The sequence below is a fragment of the Nocardiopsis sp. NPDC049922 genome (genome assembly GCF_040660275.1).
Classification (GTDB): domain Bacteria; phylum Actinomycetota; class Actinomycetes; order Streptosporangiales; family Streptosporangiaceae; genus Nocardiopsis.
Genome location: NZ_JBFAME010000012.1, coordinates 44,150 through 59,053 on the forward strand (window position 1 = coordinate 44,150; position 14,904 = coordinate 59,053).

The following is a 14,904-nucleotide window of genomic DNA, read 5'->3' on the forward strand; positions in this document are numbered from 1 at the left end:
CCTCCGTCGGCCCGAGGGAACGCGCCGAGGCGCGGGATGTACCGTCGTGCCCATGCTCACCATGACGTGCACCGCGGCCGCCCACGGCGGTCCCGCGGCCCCGCCCCACCTCGTCCGCGCTCCGAGCTGGGACGCGCTCGCGTGAGAGGCCGCCGTGCACTCCGCCGGATCGGCATCGCGGCGGGGGTCGCCCTGCTGCTCTGTGCCGTGGCCGCGGGCGGATTCGTCGCCTGGGCCCAGAACTCCTTCCCCGCCGAACCCGCACCGCTCGCCGACGCGGAGCGGACGCCGGGTGTGCGGGTGGACATCGGCTCGCGGGCCACCGTCGTGGCTCCGACCGACGCCCCGGCACGCGTGGGGGTGGTGTTCTACCCGGGGGCGCGTGTGGAGCCGGAGGCCTACGCCGCGGTCTGGGCGCCCATCGTCGCCCGCAGCGGCGTACGCGTCGTCATCCCCGACATGCCGCTGAACCTCGCCCTGTTCGGCCGTGGGCGCGCGGGCGAACTGATCGACGGCGACGACACCGTCGAGCGGTGGTATGTCGGCGGCCATTCCATGGGAGGGGCCATGGCCGCCTTCTACGCGGGCGGCGAGCCGCGCGGATCGCTCGCGGGTGTCATCCTGTGGGGGTCCTACGCCACTGAGGGGGCGGGGCTGGCCCAGCGCGAGGATCTGCGCGTGCTCTCGGTCTCCGGCGGGCGTGACGGTCTGTCCGACCCCGCCGACACCGAGGCGAACCGGCCGCACCTTCCCGCCGACGCCACCACGCGAACCATCTCCGGCATGAACCACGCGCAGTTCGGCGCCTACGGGCCCCAACCGGGCGACGGCGCGTCCGAGATCAGCGACGCCGAAGCCCACCGTGCGCTGGGTGACGTGGTGGCCGACTTCCTGACCGAACCGGTGGGCACGGACGGCTGACCGGCCCCGCCCCGGCATCCGACCGGGCGTGCTCCCGCGATGACCCGATGTGTCATCTCACTGACAGGTCCGGGCCCAGGACGGCTCCCGCACGGTTGTCTGTCTCCACGAGCCGTGTGCACAGGGGCTTCCGGCCCGGCACGCGGAGACAGCCGTCCGTTGACGGCCGTGCGCCCGACGCGGACGGTCGGGGCGCCGGGGGCTCCCTGACCCGAGGGTTCCCGGCGCCGCCGTGCCCTGGACGACGAGGCATGGTGGAATGATGGATGAGGAGATGAACGTCCAACTGCTCTACTTCGACGGCTGCCCCAACTGGGGCCTGGCCCGGGAGCGTCTGCGCCGGGCGCTCGCCCACGTGGGCCACCCGGAGATCGAGGTCGAGCTGGTCGTCGTCGGCACCGAGGCGCGGGCACGGGAGCTGCGCTTCCCGGGCTCCCCCACGATCCGTGTGAACGGCCGCGACCCGTTCGACCACGGGGAGGCCTTCGGCCTCGCCTGCCGCGTCTACCCCTCACCCGAGGGGCTCACGGGAGCCCCGACCGTGGAGGCGCTGGTCCGCGAACTCACCGACGTGTGACGACGGACGGGTCCACCCGCGCGTTGTCACGTCGCTGACACTCCACCGCCGCACGGAGCCACCACCCGATGTGCTGGACCGAACCGGCCGACGACGTTCGTACGGAGAGAGTGATGATCCGAGCAGTGTGGAACGGCGAGGTGCTGGCCGAGGCGCCCCGCACCGTGATGGTCGAGGGCAACCACTACTTCCCGCCCGAGGCCCTGCGCCGTGAGCACTTCTCCGAGTCCGGGTCGCGAAGCCTGTGCTTCTGGAAGGGCGTCGCGCGCTACTACGACGTCACCGTGCACGGGCGGACCTACGAGGCCGCCGCCTGGTACTACCCGCGCCCCAGCCCGCTGGCCCGCCGGATCAGGGACCACGTCGCGTTCTGGCCGGGCGTGCGCATCGAGCGGGACGGTGACCGATGAGCGCGGCCTCCTCCGACCTGGAACCCGGGAACGGCACCGGCGCGGGGACGTCGCGCCGACCGCTGGCCGCGGTGCGTATCGGCCTGGTGTCCGGGCTGGTCGGGATCCTGTGCTGCGTGGGACCGACGGTGCTGGCGCTGCTGGGGGTGGTCAGCGCTGGGACCGCGTTCGTGTGGGCCACCGACCTCTACGAGGGTTACGCGTGGTGGTTCCGGCTGGCGGGCCTGGCCGTGCTGAGCGCGCTGGTCTGGTGGTCGCTGTACCGGAGGAGGATGTGCTCCCTGAACGGGGCGCGCGAGGCCAGGGGGAGGATCGCGCTCGCACTGGGCATCGCCGTGGCCACCTACGCCCTGCTCTACGGTGTGACCACCTGGTTGGGGACGTTCGCCTGAGATGACGCGGGCGGCCCGGCCGAACGCTCCCGGCTCTCTTCGGGTCCGGCCGGGTGCACGGCTCCCCCACGGGGCTGGGACGCGCACCCGCGAAGCTCATCCCCGTCCAGGTTTCTCCGCGACCAGGAGCGCGTATCCGATGTTCCCCTCGTCGGCGGCGCGGCGGGCCGCCGCCAGGTAGGGGGCGACGGCTTCGGCGTCGACCCCCGCCTCCGCCATCCGCGCGGGAGAGGCCATGGCGAGGAGCCGTATCCGTGCGTCGATCCGGTCGATCATGCGCACCAGCGCCCCGTCGTGGGCCTCCACGCGCAGGACGCGCAGGCCCGCGTCACGGAGCAGTTCGGCGTAGGCGTCGGCGGGGAGGGCGTCGGCGACGCACGCCACCCATCCGGCGATGCCCGCCAACGCGTCGGGGAGTCCGCCCCGGGCCACCGTGACGTCGGTGATCCCGACCCGCCCGCCCGGCTTCAGCACACGGGCGAACTCGGCCGCGGCGGCGGCCTTGTCGGGGAAGGTGCACAGGGCGCACTCGCACACCAGGGCGTCGTAGACGGCGCCCTGGACCGGTAGCCGCTCGGCGTCCCCGTGCAGGAACCGCACCCGGCCGGAGAGCCCGGCCTCCTCGGTCGTCGCACGGGCCGTCTGAAGGGCGGCTGCCCCGAGGTCGACGCCGTCCACCCTCGCGTCGTGTTCCAGGGCGAGCAGGCGGGCGGTGGCGCCGGTGCCGCAGGCGACGTCGAGCACCCGGGAGTCGGCGGTGAGGGCGAGGAGGTCAGCGAGGCGACGGGTGAGGGTGAGGCCCCCGGGGTGGTAGGAGTCCCCGAGCAGCAGGGCCACGGCGTCGCTGCCGTAGGCGCTCGCGCAGCAGGCCTTCACCTCCTCGGGGTCCGGGGTGGGGGCGGGCGTCGAGGGGAACGGACGCTCGGTCACGGCTCCTCCACCGCCCGTCGGCCGACGTTGGTGTGGTCCGGGGCGATCGACGTGCGGTGGTTCGTGTCGGTGTCGTGCCCGGTGCGGGCGATGCGGGACCCGTAGGGCGACTCCACGGTGACGTCGGTCAGTTGGCGGGCGTTGGGGACGACGTCGGCGACCTCGACCCCGGACATCCGGGCGCGCACCTGTTCGCGGTAGCCCACGGAGTTGTAGGCGCAGAAGGGGATGATCCGCCCGTCCGGGGTGATCTCCTCCACGCAGCACTTCATGAGCTGTTTGACGTTGAGGGTGTAGGGGTCGAGGAAGTCCTGGACGACGATCATGAACACCTTGTCGCCCAGGTCCTCGGCCGCCCGGGGAAGGTCGATGCCGCAGGCCGCGCACTCGGCGTTGGCGGTGGCCGCGGCCAGGCCCTCCATGGTGCCGGGGGCGTTCATGAACGCCGAGGCGCTCCACAGCCGTTCCAGGGAGGCGCGCAGTTCCGGGTCGGGCAGGACGCGGTTGCTCACGTAGTCGAGGTGGTCGTCCACGTCGACCAGGCGCGGCAGGGGGACGACGTCGGTGCGGTCGGCCTTGCGGTCCACGAGCAGGTAGGTGACCGACCGGCAGGTGGGGAAGCAGCAGGGGACGGGGACGAAGTCGCCGGGTCGGAACCACTCGGGCCGCTGCTCGGTGATCCTCTCCATGACGTCGGAGTTGGTCAGCCGGGTGAGCGGGTCGAACTCCACGTGCCGCCCGGAGTGGGTGACCGGCTGGAACGTGACGGCGCGGACGGCGGGGTGGGCGAGGCCGAACTCGATGATGTCGCCGAGCTCGTGGTCGTTGAGGTCGCGTTCGACCGCCGCCACCAGGGTGACGGTCAGCCCGGCCTCGGCGCAGTTGTCCAGGGCGCGCTGTTTGCGTTCGCGCAGGTCCCTGCCGCGGATGGCGCGGTGGGTGGCCTCGTCGAAGCCGTCGAACTGCAGGTAGACGTTGACGGCGGTGCCGCCTCGTCCGTTGAGGTCGGCCAGCGCGGCGGTGAACCGCTGGTCGGTGGCCAGGCGGATGCCGTTGGTGTTGAGGTTGACGACCTTGATCGGCCGGTCGGTGGCCATCTCGACGAAGGCGAGGATGTCCTTGTGGATGGTGGGCTCCCCACCGGAGAACATCACCACCTCGGGTTCGCCCTCGGCCTCGACGAAGGTGTCGAGCATGCGCGCGCACTGTTCACGGGTGATCGAGTAGCCGTCCGGTTGGTGCCCGGAGTCGGCGAAGCAGATCGGACAGTCCAGGTTGCAGCCGGTGTTGACCTCGATGATGCCCAGGCAGGCGTGCTGCTTGTGCTCGGGGCACAGCCCGCAGTCGGAGGGGCACCCGTCCCTGACCTCGGTCTGGAAGGTCAGCGGCAGGGTGCCCGGTTTGTTGAACCGCGTCGAGTCCGCGTACAGCTGGGCGTCGCCGTAGACCAACGCCTCGAACCAGCCGTGCTCCTTGCACCGTTTGCGCAGATAGACCTTGTTGTCACGGATGTTGACCTGGGCGTCGACCACCACCTTGCACACAGGACAGATGCTCTTGGTGTACTCGACGAAGACCTCGTTGCGGTCCCGTGCTCGGTCGGCCACGTACGGGCCCGCCTTCCCTGTCGACGATGCGGCGCGGCGTGGGCCGGGCCCTCCCCTCATCACAGCCCGACCCATGCCACGCGGCAGTCCATCCCAAACCGGCGGTCCCACGGCCGAGACTGTCCGCCCGCTGACACATGGCGGAGCCGCCCGGGGGCCCGTGGCCAGACTTGGAGCACGAGACGTCGGGGAGGTATCGGTGCACGGGGTGGGACGAACCGCACGACGGGCGGCGGCCGCGGTCGCCCTCGTCCTGGCGGTCGGCGCCTGCCAGGCCGCTCCCTCCGACGACGAGCGGCCGTCCTCCGTCTCCCCGTCCCCCGGTCTCGGCCCCTACGAGGACGTCCCCTCGGCCGTCACCGACCCGGACGACCCCGAACTCCCCGACCCCCTGGTGGACACGGACCGACTGGTGACCGGCGGCCCACCGCCCGACGGGATCCCGGCGCTGACCGACCCCGCCTTCGAGGACGTCGCGGACGTCGACTGGCTGGAGGACTCCGACCCGGTCCTGGGGGTGTCCGTGGAGGGCGAGGAGCGCGCCTATCCGGTGCGCATCCTCATCTGGCACGAGATCGTCAACGACACCGTCGCCGACGTGCCCGTCGCGGTCACCTACTGCCCGCTGTGCGACTCGGCGCTCGCCTTCGACCGCAGGGTGGGCGACCGGATCCTCGACTTCGGCGTGTCCGGGATGCTCTACAACTCCGACCTGGTGATGTTCGACCGCCAGACGCACTCGCTGTGGCCGCAGATCGAGGGCCGTGCCGTGGCGGGAACCCTGACCGGCACCGAACTCGACCGCGTGAGCGTGGCCGTCGTCTCCTGGGACCAGTGGCGGGACGCCCACCCCGACGGCGCTGTGCTCAGCCTGGACACCGGGCACGAGCGCGACTACGGGCACAACCCCTACGTCGGCTACGACGACCCCGACACCGACCCCTTCCTGCTCGACACGGACGCCGACCCGCGGCTGCCCGCCAAGGCCCGCGTCATCGGCATCGGCTCCGAGGACGCCGCGCTGGCCGTGCCCGTGGACCACGCGCTGGAGTCAGGTGTGGTGGAGACCGAGGTCGACGGGGAGCCCGTCACGGTGTGGGCGCGTCCGGGCACGACCTCGGCCCTGGACGCGGCGGTGATCGCCGAGGGGCGGGAGACGGCCGTCACCGGGGTGTTCCGTCCCCGGCTGGACGGGCGCGACCTGACCTTCGCGGCCGACGGCGACGGCTTCACCGACCACCAGACCGGCAGCCGGTGGAACATCCTCGGGCACGCCGTCGACGGCGAGCTCGCGGGCGAACGGCTCACCCCGGTCGACCACCTGGACACCTTCTGGTTCGCCTGGGTGGGTTTCACTCCCGAGACCGAGATCCTGAGGTGACGATGAGAACCGCCCCGCGTATCCGTCCGGCCGCCGCCGTGCTCGCCGCGGTCCTGGGGCTGTCCGCGTGCGCGGCGACCGAGCCCGGGTCCGGTTCCGGTTCCGGCACGGCGACGGAACGGGAAGGGGTCCAGGAGACCGCGTTCGAGTTCCGGGCACGGACCCTCGACGGGGAGGCGCTCGACGGAGGGGAACTGCGCGGTGCACCGGTCGTCCTGTGGTTCTGGGCGCCGTGGTGCGTCGTGTGCCGGTCCGAGGCGCCGGGTGTGCTCGACGCCGCCGACCGCTTCGACGGCCAGGTGGAGTTCGTCGGCGTCGCCGGACGCGGACAGGTCGACGAGATGCGGGAGTTCACCGCCGGCACCGCCACGGACGGCCTGACCCACATCGTCGACGAGGACGGCGCGATCTGGTCCGGTTTCGGCGTCGCCAGCCAGCCCGCCTTCGCCTTCCTGCGCCCGGACGGCACGTACGCCACCGTGACGGGCACCCTGGCCGAGGACGATCTCGACGACCACGTGCGCGCCGAGGTCCTGGCCGGGCGGGACCTCGGCTGATGGAACAGGTCCCCTACGCCATCGCGCTGACCGCGGGCGTGCTCGCGGTCCTCAACCCGTGCGGCTTCGCGATGCTGCCCGGATACGTCGGACTCCTGGTCTCCTCCGGTGACGGTCACCCGGGTGGCCGGGCACGCACGCTGGGCCGGGCCCTGGCCACGACGGCGGCGATGACCGGCGGGTTCACCGCCGTGTTCGCGCTCTTCGGCGCGGCGGTCGTTCCGCTGGCCCTGACGGTGGAGCGGCACCTTCCCTGGGCGACCCTGGTGATCGGCGCCGCCCTGGTCGGGCTGGGGATCTGGCTGCTGACCGGGCGCGAGGCGGGGATCGTGCTGCCGCGTCCCACCCCCGGACGTCCGACCCGTTCGCTGCGCTGGGCGGCGGTCTACGGCGCCGCGTACGCGGTCGCGTCGCTGTCGTGCACCGTCGCGCCGTTCCTGGCCCTGACCACCAGCGCCATGGGCGGCGGCGGGGTTCTCGGCCTGCTCGGCGTGTTCACCGTCTACGCGCTGGGGATGGCCCTGGTGATCGGGGTCCTGACGGTCTCGGTCGCGCTGGCGCGTGACTCGGTCACCGCGCACCTGCGTCGTGCCCTGCCCTACGTGACGCGCGCGGGCGGCGCCCTGTTGGTGTCAGCCGGGGCCTACGTCGCCTACTACGGCTGGTTCGAGCTGCGCGTCCTGGCGGGTACGGCGGGAGGGGATCCGGTGGTGGGCGCCGTCGTGCGCTGGCAGGGCGAGCTGTCCCGGCTCCTCCAGGGAGCCGGTGCGCTCTGGCTCCTCGCCGCCCTGGCCGTACCGGTCCTGATCGCTGGGGTCGGAGCGCTCCGGACGCGACGCGCACGCGCGTCGGAACCGAGCCGCTCCGGGAGGGAGTCGGAGCGGTGAGGTCCCCGGGGCGAGGACTGCCCGATGACGATGCGCACGGGCGTGTTCACCGGACGGCTCGCCCAGACCGTCCGCGCTGATCGGCCCCGTTCGGGGGCCGACCAGCGCGGGCCTTTCACTCCGTCGCCTCGGTGAGGCGGTCGATCTCCGCCAGGAGCCGCTCCGGCTCCGGGTTGCCCAGGGCGAACAGGCGGTCTCCGGCCAGGAAGGCGGGGGTTCCCACCACCGCCTCGGGAACCACGGCCCCGGGATCGGTCAGATCGACGACCTCCACGGTGTGGGCCGGACGTCGCCGCCCCACGAACGCGGCCAACTCCAGCGCGCGTGCGCAGCCCGGGCACCCCGGGGCGACGAACACGCGCAACGGGGGCGGCGGCATCCTCAGTTCTTGCGGCGGCTGAGCGCGAAGAGCACCCCGGCGGTCACCAGTCCGTAGATCACGTGGCCCATCAGGCTCATCATCGTCATCTGGTTGATCATGAACAGCGGCATCCCCATCATCATGGGCATCGCCACCAGCGGGCCGAGGACCCACCACAGCGCACCGTAGCCCGCCCCGGCGGCCAGGAGAGCCCCCACGCGGTGGGCCAACGGGGCGGCCACCAGGCCGAACCCGGCACCGATCACGGCCGAGATGACCAGGTGCACCACCATGCCGACCAGGGCGCTGTCACTGCCCACCATCCCGGCGATCATGGGGAGCATCCCCATCATGGCCATGAGCGTTCCGAAGACGACGCCGCCGCCGACACCGGCGGCGGCGCCCCGCCACACGCGCGTCACCAGTGGCGTGGGGGTCTGGGCGATCGTTGACATCTCTACCTCCGTCGGATCCGGGGCCGGTCCCCGGTGTACGTTGCGCGCCCCACACAACCGACCGTCCCCGCCCCGTGTCTGTGTCCGCGGGCACACAACGCCGAATCGCCGGGAAACCACGTGCGCCGCCGTCACGTGCGATAACGTCCCACCGACACGACCCGTCCGCACGGCGCGCACCGCCGAAGGACACGCCCTCTCCCGACGAGGAACCGTGATCCCATGTCCCCACAGACGCCAGCGGCCATGAACCGCGCGCTCAGCCTGCTCGGAGGCCGCGAGGACCCCCGCCTCCAGCAGGCCGCCTGGGTCGCCCGCTGTGTGGGCCGCGGCCACGCCACACCCCTGACCGGAGACGACGTCTCCGCCCTCGCGTCGATCCTGCGCAGGCGCAGCGTCCCCCGCTCCGGACTGGTCTTCGGCGCCAAACCGCACACGGCCGGGGTGTGGATCGTGCGCTCCGGCCACGTCGAGCTGACGGCCGGATCCGGCCCGGGCCGGGTCGTGGTGCAGATCCTGCGCCCCGGGGACGTGGACGGCGACATCCAGCTGCTGTTGGACATGCCGCTGCCCTACACCGGTCGGGCGCTGGAGGACACCGAGATCCTGGAACTGGACTCCGAGGAGTTCGAGCGTCTGCTGGCCACGCACCCGGCCGTGGCCCGGCGCTGGCTGTCGAGCGTGGCCGAACGCCTCAACACCAGCCACATGCGCATCCTCGGGCTGCTCGGCCGGTCACTCACCCAGCAGACGGCCCAGCTGCTGATGGACGAGGCCGACGGGGACGTCGTCGAACTTCCCCAGCGCACCCTGGCCGCCATGCTGGGTGTGCGCAGACCGTCGTTGAACAAGGTCCTCAAGGAGTTCGAGAGGGACGGGCTGATCGGGGTCCGCTACTCGGCGATCGACCTGGTCGACCGCCGCGGGCTGGCACGCCGCGTGCACGGCCGCGCGTGATCCGCGGGACCGCGTCGGAGGTGGCCGATGGACGACCGTGCCTGGACCGACTACCTGGCGTGCTTCCACGGGGAGCGCCCGGGCGTCACCGAGCGGCTTCTCGCGCTGGCCGGGGCCGACCCCTACGCCTGGCTGGTCGATCCGCTGCACGGGCGGGACGGCGCCATCGTCGACCTGGGATGCGGCTCCGGACCGACCCGGGACCGGATCTCCGAGCCGCGGTGGGTGGGCCTGGACTCCTCGCCCGAGGAGCTGGCGTACGCGGCGGCGGTCGGCCGGGGTCCGCTCGTCATGGGCGACGCGACCGCCCTCCCCTTCCGTGACGGTTCGACCGCCGCGGTCTGCGCGGCGATGTCCCTCCAGGTCCTGCGTCCTCTGGACACCGTCCTGAGCGAGATCGAGCGGATCCTGGAACCGGGGGGACTGCTGGTCTCACTCACCCCCGCGCGGCTGGGCCCCTCCCCGAGGGGCCTGGTGGCCTGGGGCCGGGTGCTGGCCGCTCTGCGCACGCGTCACCTCCCCTGGCCGGAGCCGCGCGCGTGCGACGGGACGGCCGCGCTGCTCCGTTCCCGCGGGTGGACCGTCCTGTCACGGGAGCGACGCGTGTTCGACCTTCGGATGGACCGCCCCGAGCACACCTCGCTCCTGGTGGACGGCCTCTACCTGCCCCGGGTCGGCGGGCGGCGGATCCTGACGGCGAAGCGGTCGCTCACACGGTGGGCGGCGCCGGGACGCACCCTTCCGCTCCCCCTCACCAGGGTGGTGGCCCGCGCGCCCGACACCACGTCCTCGCGGACGACAGTGTCAGGCGGCTGACAGCCTCCGTCCGACGTCGGACGCGCTGTGGTCGGCTGGCGGTGAACGCTTCGCGCCGCGACGAGCGCCGTCGTCGTACGGACCGCGCGCGGGGCGGACCGAACGACGGAGGTGTCGCCATGTCGACGATCGCGCACGCGCTCACCCACGCCTGGCGGCGCAGGGAGTGAACCGATCCCCCATCGGCGGCTCCACTCGCGCCGAACGCGAGTGGAGCCGCCGTGGCTGACCACTGGTGCCTGTCCGAGACGGACCTGTTCCAGGACCTGGAGCGGGAACGGATGGCGGAGATCAACGCCCGCGTCCCACCGCGTTCGATCTGGCCCGGGCAGGTGATTCGCGTCCCCCACGAGACGCTGGAAGCGCTCTACGTGGTCAAGCGTGGGCGTGTCCGGCTCTTCCGGGTGGTCGAGGACGGGCGGACCGTCACCACGGCCATCGCCGGACCCGGTGCCGTGTTCGGCCACATGGCGCTGCTGGGGCTGAACATGGGCGGCACGTGGTGTGAGGCCGTCGACGAGGGCCAGCTGTGCGTGATGAGCGCCGACGACGTCCGGCGGCTCCTGCTGTGGGACCCGCGTGTGGCCGTTCGCCTCATCGAGCAGTTGGGGACCCGGATCGCGGATCTGGAGGAGCGGCTGACCGAGACCGTGTGCAAGAGCGTTCCCGAACGGACCGCGGCGACGCTGTGCAGACTCGTCGACCCCCTCGCCCCCGGGCACCGCCCCGTCGCCGTGCGCCTGACCCATGAGCAGTTGGCCCGGCTGACCGGTACCACCAGGGAGCGCACCACCCGTGCTCTGGGCGTACTCGCCGAGCGGCGGCTGGTGCGCCCGCGCCGGGGCACGCTCCTGGTCCTCGACCGTCCGGGGCTGTCCGTCTTCGCCGGCGGAGGACGCGACCCGAAGGTGTGGAGGCCGTGACCGGTCCCTTCCTTGAGGGGAGGAAGTCACGCCACGGACTGCTCCTCGGGGGTGGGGAAACGAGGTGTTCCGGTCAGGACGGGCGGGCGGGGTGCGCCACCGCCAGGACCGTCTTGCCGCGCCGGTGGCCCGCGCCCTGGTCGGCGATCGCCTCGGCGGCCCGGGCGAGCGGGAGGACGCGGTCGACGACGGGCGCGACCCCGCCGTCATCGATCAGTCGGGTGAGTGCCGCGAGGTCGTCCGGATTCGGTTTCGACGCGAAGGCGGTCATCCTCGGGCCGCGGCGTAGCGACGACAGCGTGACCCCCAGGAGGTACGGCAGGGGGCCGAGGAACGCACCGCCGGGTTCGCCGGAGCTGGCGACGTACACTCCGCCGGCGTCCAGCACCCGCCGGTACGCCTCCAGCGGGTGGTTGCCGACGAGGTCGAGGACGACGTCGTAGGACCGCTCGCCGCGGGTGAAGTCCTCGCGGGTGTAGTCGACGACCTCGTCGGCCCCGATCGAGCGCACCAGGTCGAGGTTGTGCGTGGCGCACACACCGGTCACGTGCGCGCCGAGCGACGCGGCGATCCGCACCGCGAACGTGCCCACGCCGCCGGACGCGCCGTTGACCAGGACCCGGTGGCCGGACCGGACCGCGCCGACGTCCCGGATTCCCTGCAACGCCGCGAGACCCGCCAGGGGGACCGCGGCCGCCTCCGCGAAGTCGAGGCGGGCCGGCTTCCGCGCCAGGGCGGTCTCGGCGGCGACCACGTACTCGGCGTACGCGCCTCCGGACAGTTCGCCGTACACCTCGTCGCCGGGGCGGAAGCGGGTGACCCTGGGACCGACCGCCTCGACGGTCCCGGCCACGTCCCTGCCAGGGATCGGGGGTTTCGGTCGCGGTAGGCCGAACACGGGCCGCAGGACGTAGGGGCGGCCCACGGTGCGCAGCCAGTCCGCCGGGTTCACCGACGACGCGTGCACGCGCAGCAGGACCCCGTCGTCGCCCGGTTCCGGGCGGTCGACCTCGCCAAGCCTCAGCACGTCAGCCGGCGCGCCGTAGCCGCGCTGGACGATCGCTCTCATGTCTCCCCCTCGGTATTTACGCCGTAAATATTTACGCCGTATGCTAGGCTGCGGTTCGCCACCCGTCAAGAGAGAGGAGAAGGTCGCCGGTGTCGAAGGGGACCCCCGCCCAGCGCCGCGCCACGCTGAGCCGCCCTCGGGTGATCGAGGCCGGGATCCGCCTGGCCGACGCGGAGGGCGCCGACGCGTTGTCGATGCGCCGCCTCGGGCGAGAGCTCGGCGTGGAGGCGATGGCGCTGTACAACCACGTCGACAACAAGGACGATCTGCTGGACGGCATGCTCGAACGGGCCGCCGAGGAGATCGAGCTACCCGACGACGGCGCCGACTGGCGGCGGTCCGCACGGCGGCGGGCCGTCTCGGCCCATACCGTGCTGATGCGGCACCCATGGCTGCCCGCGCTGTGGACCTCGCGCATCAACCTGGGCCCGGCCCGCATGCGCTACATGGACCACGCCCTGCGCAGCCTGCGGGAGGCGGGCTTTCCGCCCGACCTGCTCGATCGCGCCTACCACGCCATCGAGAACCACGTCGTCGGCCACGCGATGCAGGCGATCGGCTTCACGCTCGACGAGGAACAGATGCGGGAACTGGGCGAGCCGCTGCTGCGCTCGTCGCCGCTCGCGGAGTATCCCGACCTGATCGCCCACATCCGCCACCACCTGGAGCGGCCGTCCCAGGGGGACGACTTCGAGTTCGGGCTCGATCTCATCCTCGACGGCCTCGAACGGCTGCGCGACGGCGCCTGACGGGCGACGCCCGATCATGACCCCATGTCTGGTCGTGCTCGCGGTTCGGGGTTCGGGGCGGGCCCCGCGCGATTGTCCGGCCTCGCGTGTCGCGTGCACGGCGCCTGAGCCGTGGGGCCCTCACGGACGGTCGAGCCGTGGATTCTCGTCGGCCGCTCGGACCGCAGGGCCTGGGCACCCCGGATCGGCACGGCTGGTTTCTTGCTGGAACAGCATGAATACTTGCCTCATTCGCGAACACCGGTCGACCATGCCGGTATGACTGAGAGCGCGAACAACCCCGGTGTGGTCGACGTCGTGATCGTCGGTGGCGGAGTCGCCGGCCTGTCCGGCGCGGTGACGCTCGCCCGGTCCCGGCGGTCCGTCGTGGTCGTCGATTCCGGCGAGCCCCGCAACGCCCCGGCGTCCGGCGTGCACGGCCTGCTGTCGAGGGACGGCATCGCCCCCGGCGAACTCCTGCGTGTGGGACGGGAGGAGGTCACCGGGTACGGCGGACGCGTGGTCCCCGACCGGGTGGTCGCCGTGCGCCGGAACGGCGACGGCTTCCTGGTGGAAACAGCGGGCGGGAGCCGTTTCGGGGCACGGCGACTGCTGGTGTGCACCGGGCTGGTCGACCGGCTTCCCGACATCCCCGGGTTGCGCGAGCGGTGGGGCCGGGACGTGCTGCACTGCCCCTACTGCCACGGGTGGGAGGTACGGGACCAGGCCGTCGGGGTACTGGCCACCGGCCCGGCGGCCGTCCACCAGGCGCTGTTGTTCCGCCAGTTGTCCGACAGGGTCACCCTGTTCCGGCACACCGCCGGTGATCTGGGAGACGAAGCGTGGGAGAGGCTCGCGGCCCGCGGCATCGCGGTGGTCGACGGCGAGGTCACCGGACTGGAGACCGAGAAGGGCCTCCTGGCCGGGGTCCGACTGGCCTCGGGGACCCGGATTCCGCTCACCGCCCTGGTCGTCGCTCCCCGGTTCGAGGCCCGGGACGACGTCCTCGCGGGCCTCGGCCTGACCGCCGCGGAGCACCCGATGGCCATCGGGGACCAGGTGGGGGCGGACGGCAGCGGGCTCACCTCCGTTCCCGGCGTGTGGGTCGCCGGGAACGTGTCCGAGATCCTGGAGGGGGTCCCGGGCGCGGCGGCCGCCGGTGTGCGGGCCGCCGCGGCCATCAACGCCGACCTGGTGGCCGCCGACACCGACGCCGCGCTCGCCCACCGACTGGCCGAGGATCCCGCGAACACCTAGCCCCGGGAGCGCGGCGCCCACCGCGCCCCTCGGCGGTCACGTGGTCCGGGCTCGCAGATGGACGCGCTGGCCCTGACCGCCGAAGAGCACCAGCAGTTCGACCGGACGGTCGTCGGCCGACGCCATGCAGTGGGGCACGTGCGTGTCGAACTCGGCGACCTCGCCGGGTACGAGGACGAGGTCCTGGTCGCCGAGGAGCAGTCGGAGGCGGCCTTCGAGGACGTAGACCCACTCATAGCCCTCGTGCGTCCGCTTCTCCGGTTCGGCCTGGTCGGGCCGGGGAGGGATGACGAGCTTGTGGGCCTGCATGCCGCCGGCCCGGCGGGTCAGCGGGATGTACGTCATCTCGGGCCGGTGCACCGGTCGCAGGTGGACGCGGGGATCGCCGGTCTGCGGGGCGCCGACCAGTTCGTCCAAGGGAACGCCGTGGGCACGGGCCAGGGGGAGCACCAGTTCGAGCGTCGGCTTCCGGTCACCGCTCTCCAGCCGCGACAGCGTGCTCTCCGAGATCCCCGTCGTCCGCGACAGCGCCGCCAGCGTGATTCCCCGCCGTCGCCGCAGTTCCCGCAGTCGCGGCCCGACGGCGGCGAGGGTCTCCTTCAGTTCGTCCATACCCACAACCTTGCCGAAACGGCATGAATTCGTGCAAACAGGCCGACCACGGCCCGGAGAGAGG

General features: G+C 72.7%; 18 protein-coding genes. 12 read left to right on the forward strand and 6 right to left on the reverse strand.

Annotated elements, in window-relative coordinates:
- The first annotated feature begins 141 nt into the window (after positions 1 to 141).
- The 4 genes from AB0I72_RS21140 (at position 142) to AB0I72_RS21155 (ending at position 2,300) form a co-directional block, all read left to right on the forward strand.
- A complete protein-coding gene (locus tag AB0I72_RS21140) occupies positions 142 to 921 on the forward strand; it encodes an alpha/beta hydrolase (RefSeq protein ID WP_358571332.1) in 780 nt (259 codons plus the stop codon).
- 262 nt (positions 922 to 1,183) lie between these two features.
- Positions 1,184 to 1,498: a thioredoxin family protein gene (locus AB0I72_RS21145; RefSeq protein WP_358571334.1), complete on the forward strand. Its 315-nt coding sequence runs from the start codon at positions 1,184 to 1,186 to the stop codon at positions 1,496 to 1,498.
- Between the two features lie 113 nt (positions 1,499 to 1,611).
- Positions 1,612 to 1,908, forward strand: a complete 297-nt coding sequence (locus tag AB0I72_RS21150) for a DUF427 domain-containing protein (RefSeq protein ID WP_358571336.1) — start codon at positions 1,612 to 1,614, stop codon at positions 1,906 to 1,908.
- The gene (locus AB0I72_RS21155) at positions 1,905 to 2,300 is read left to right on the forward strand and encodes a hypothetical protein (protein ID WP_358571338.1); all 396 of its coding nucleotides are present in this window, start codon (positions 1,905 to 1,907) and stop codon (positions 2,298 to 2,300) included. Before AB0I72_RS21150 ends, AB0I72_RS21155 begins: the two co-directional genes overlap by 4 nt.
- 96 nt (positions 2,301 to 2,396) lie before the next feature.
- On the opposite strand, the gene AB0I72_RS21160 is transcribed toward AB0I72_RS21155, so the two are convergent.
- Positions 2,397 to 3,230 carry a methyltransferase domain-containing protein gene (locus AB0I72_RS21160; RefSeq protein WP_358571340.1) on the reverse strand — a complete coding sequence of 278 codons (834 nt, stop codon included), beginning with the start codon at positions 3,228 to 3,230 and terminating at the stop codon, positions 2,397 to 2,399.
- A complete protein-coding gene (locus tag AB0I72_RS21165; protein ID WP_358571342.1) occupies positions 3,227 to 4,837 on the reverse strand; it encodes a radical SAM protein in 1,611 nt (536 codons plus the stop codon). The genes AB0I72_RS21160 and AB0I72_RS21165 overlap by 4 nt, the downstream gene beginning before the upstream one ends.
- Before the next feature lie 208 nt (positions 4,838 to 5,045).
- On the opposite strand from AB0I72_RS21165, the gene AB0I72_RS21170 reads away from it, so the two are divergent.
- From AB0I72_RS21170 to AB0I72_RS21180, 3 genes are read left to right on the forward strand one after another with little or no spacing between them, the layout of a single operon-like run.
- Positions 5,046 to 6,218 carry a DUF3179 domain-containing protein gene (locus tag AB0I72_RS21170; protein WP_358571344.1) on the forward strand — a complete coding sequence of 391 codons (1,173 nt, stop codon included), beginning with the start codon at positions 5,046 to 5,048 and terminating at the stop codon, positions 6,216 to 6,218.
- A 2-nt stretch (positions 6,219 to 6,220) separates the two neighbouring features.
- The gene (locus AB0I72_RS21175) at positions 6,221 to 6,775 is read left to right on the forward strand and encodes a redoxin domain-containing protein (RefSeq protein ID WP_358571346.1); all 555 of its coding nucleotides are present in this window, start codon (positions 6,221 to 6,223) and stop codon (positions 6,773 to 6,775) included.
- Positions 6,775 to 7,662, forward strand: coding sequence for a cytochrome c biogenesis protein CcdA (locus tag AB0I72_RS21180; protein WP_358571348.1), 888 nt, complete (start codon positions 6,775 to 6,777; stop codon positions 7,660 to 7,662). The genes AB0I72_RS21175 and AB0I72_RS21180 overlap by 1 nt, the downstream gene beginning before the upstream one ends.
- Before the next feature lie 115 nt (positions 7,663 to 7,777).
- On the opposite strand, the gene AB0I72_RS21185 is transcribed toward AB0I72_RS21180, so the two are convergent.
- Both AB0I72_RS21185 and AB0I72_RS21190 read right to left on the reverse strand, forming a co-directional pair.
- Positions 7,778 to 8,041: a hypothetical protein gene (locus AB0I72_RS21185; RefSeq protein WP_358571350.1), complete on the reverse strand. Its 264-nt coding sequence runs from the start codon at positions 8,039 to 8,041 to the stop codon at positions 7,778 to 7,780.
- Between the two features lie 2 nt (positions 8,042 to 8,043).
- Positions 8,044 to 8,478: a hypothetical protein gene (locus AB0I72_RS21190; RefSeq protein ID WP_358571352.1), complete on the reverse strand. Its 435-nt coding sequence runs from the start codon at positions 8,476 to 8,478 to the stop codon at positions 8,044 to 8,046.
- 222 nt (positions 8,479 to 8,700) lie between these two features.
- Between AB0I72_RS21190 and AB0I72_RS21195 the strand changes: the two genes are divergently transcribed.
- The 3 genes from AB0I72_RS21195 (at position 8,701) to AB0I72_RS21205 (ending at position 11,174) form a co-directional block, all read left to right on the forward strand.
- Positions 8,701 to 9,435: a Crp/Fnr family transcriptional regulator gene (locus AB0I72_RS21195; RefSeq protein WP_358571354.1), complete on the forward strand. Its 735-nt coding sequence runs from the start codon at positions 8,701 to 8,703 to the stop codon at positions 9,433 to 9,435.
- A gap of 27 nt (positions 9,436 to 9,462) precedes the next feature.
- Positions 9,463 to 10,251 carry a class I SAM-dependent methyltransferase gene (locus AB0I72_RS21200; protein WP_358571356.1) on the forward strand — a complete coding sequence of 263 codons (789 nt, stop codon included), beginning with the start codon at positions 9,463 to 9,465 and terminating at the stop codon, positions 10,249 to 10,251.
- A 221-nt stretch (positions 10,252 to 10,472) separates the two neighbouring features.
- Positions 10,473 to 11,174 carry a Crp/Fnr family transcriptional regulator gene (locus AB0I72_RS21205; protein WP_358571358.1) on the forward strand — a complete coding sequence of 234 codons (702 nt, stop codon included), beginning with the start codon at positions 10,473 to 10,475 and terminating at the stop codon, positions 11,172 to 11,174.
- A 73-nt stretch (positions 11,175 to 11,247) separates the two neighbouring features.
- On the opposite strand, the gene AB0I72_RS21210 is transcribed toward AB0I72_RS21205, so the two are convergent.
- Positions 11,248 to 12,243: an NAD(P)-dependent alcohol dehydrogenase gene (locus AB0I72_RS21210; RefSeq protein ID WP_358571360.1), complete on the reverse strand. Its 996-nt coding sequence runs from the start codon at positions 12,241 to 12,243 to the stop codon at positions 11,248 to 11,250.
- A gap of 89 nt (positions 12,244 to 12,332) precedes the next feature.
- Here AB0I72_RS21210 and AB0I72_RS21215 point away from each other — a divergent pair, with 89 nt between their 5' ends.
- Entirely contained in the window at positions 12,333 to 12,992 is a 660-nt protein-coding gene (locus tag AB0I72_RS21215; RefSeq protein WP_358571362.1) for a TetR/AcrR family transcriptional regulator, read from the forward strand.
- Positions 12,993 to 13,250: 258 nt separating this feature from the next.
- Positions 13,251 to 14,228 (forward strand): NAD(P)/FAD-dependent oxidoreductase, encoded by a 978-nt coding sequence (locus AB0I72_RS21220; protein ID WP_358571364.1) that lies wholly within the window; start codon positions 13,251 to 13,253, stop codon positions 14,226 to 14,228.
- Between the two features lie 36 nt (positions 14,229 to 14,264).
- Here AB0I72_RS21220 and AB0I72_RS21225 read toward each other — a convergent pair whose 3' ends face one another.
- Positions 14,265 to 14,840: an XRE family transcriptional regulator gene (locus AB0I72_RS21225; protein WP_358571366.1), complete on the reverse strand. Its 576-nt coding sequence runs from the start codon at positions 14,838 to 14,840 to the stop codon at positions 14,265 to 14,267.
- Positions 14,841 to 14,904 lie beyond the last annotated feature (64 nt).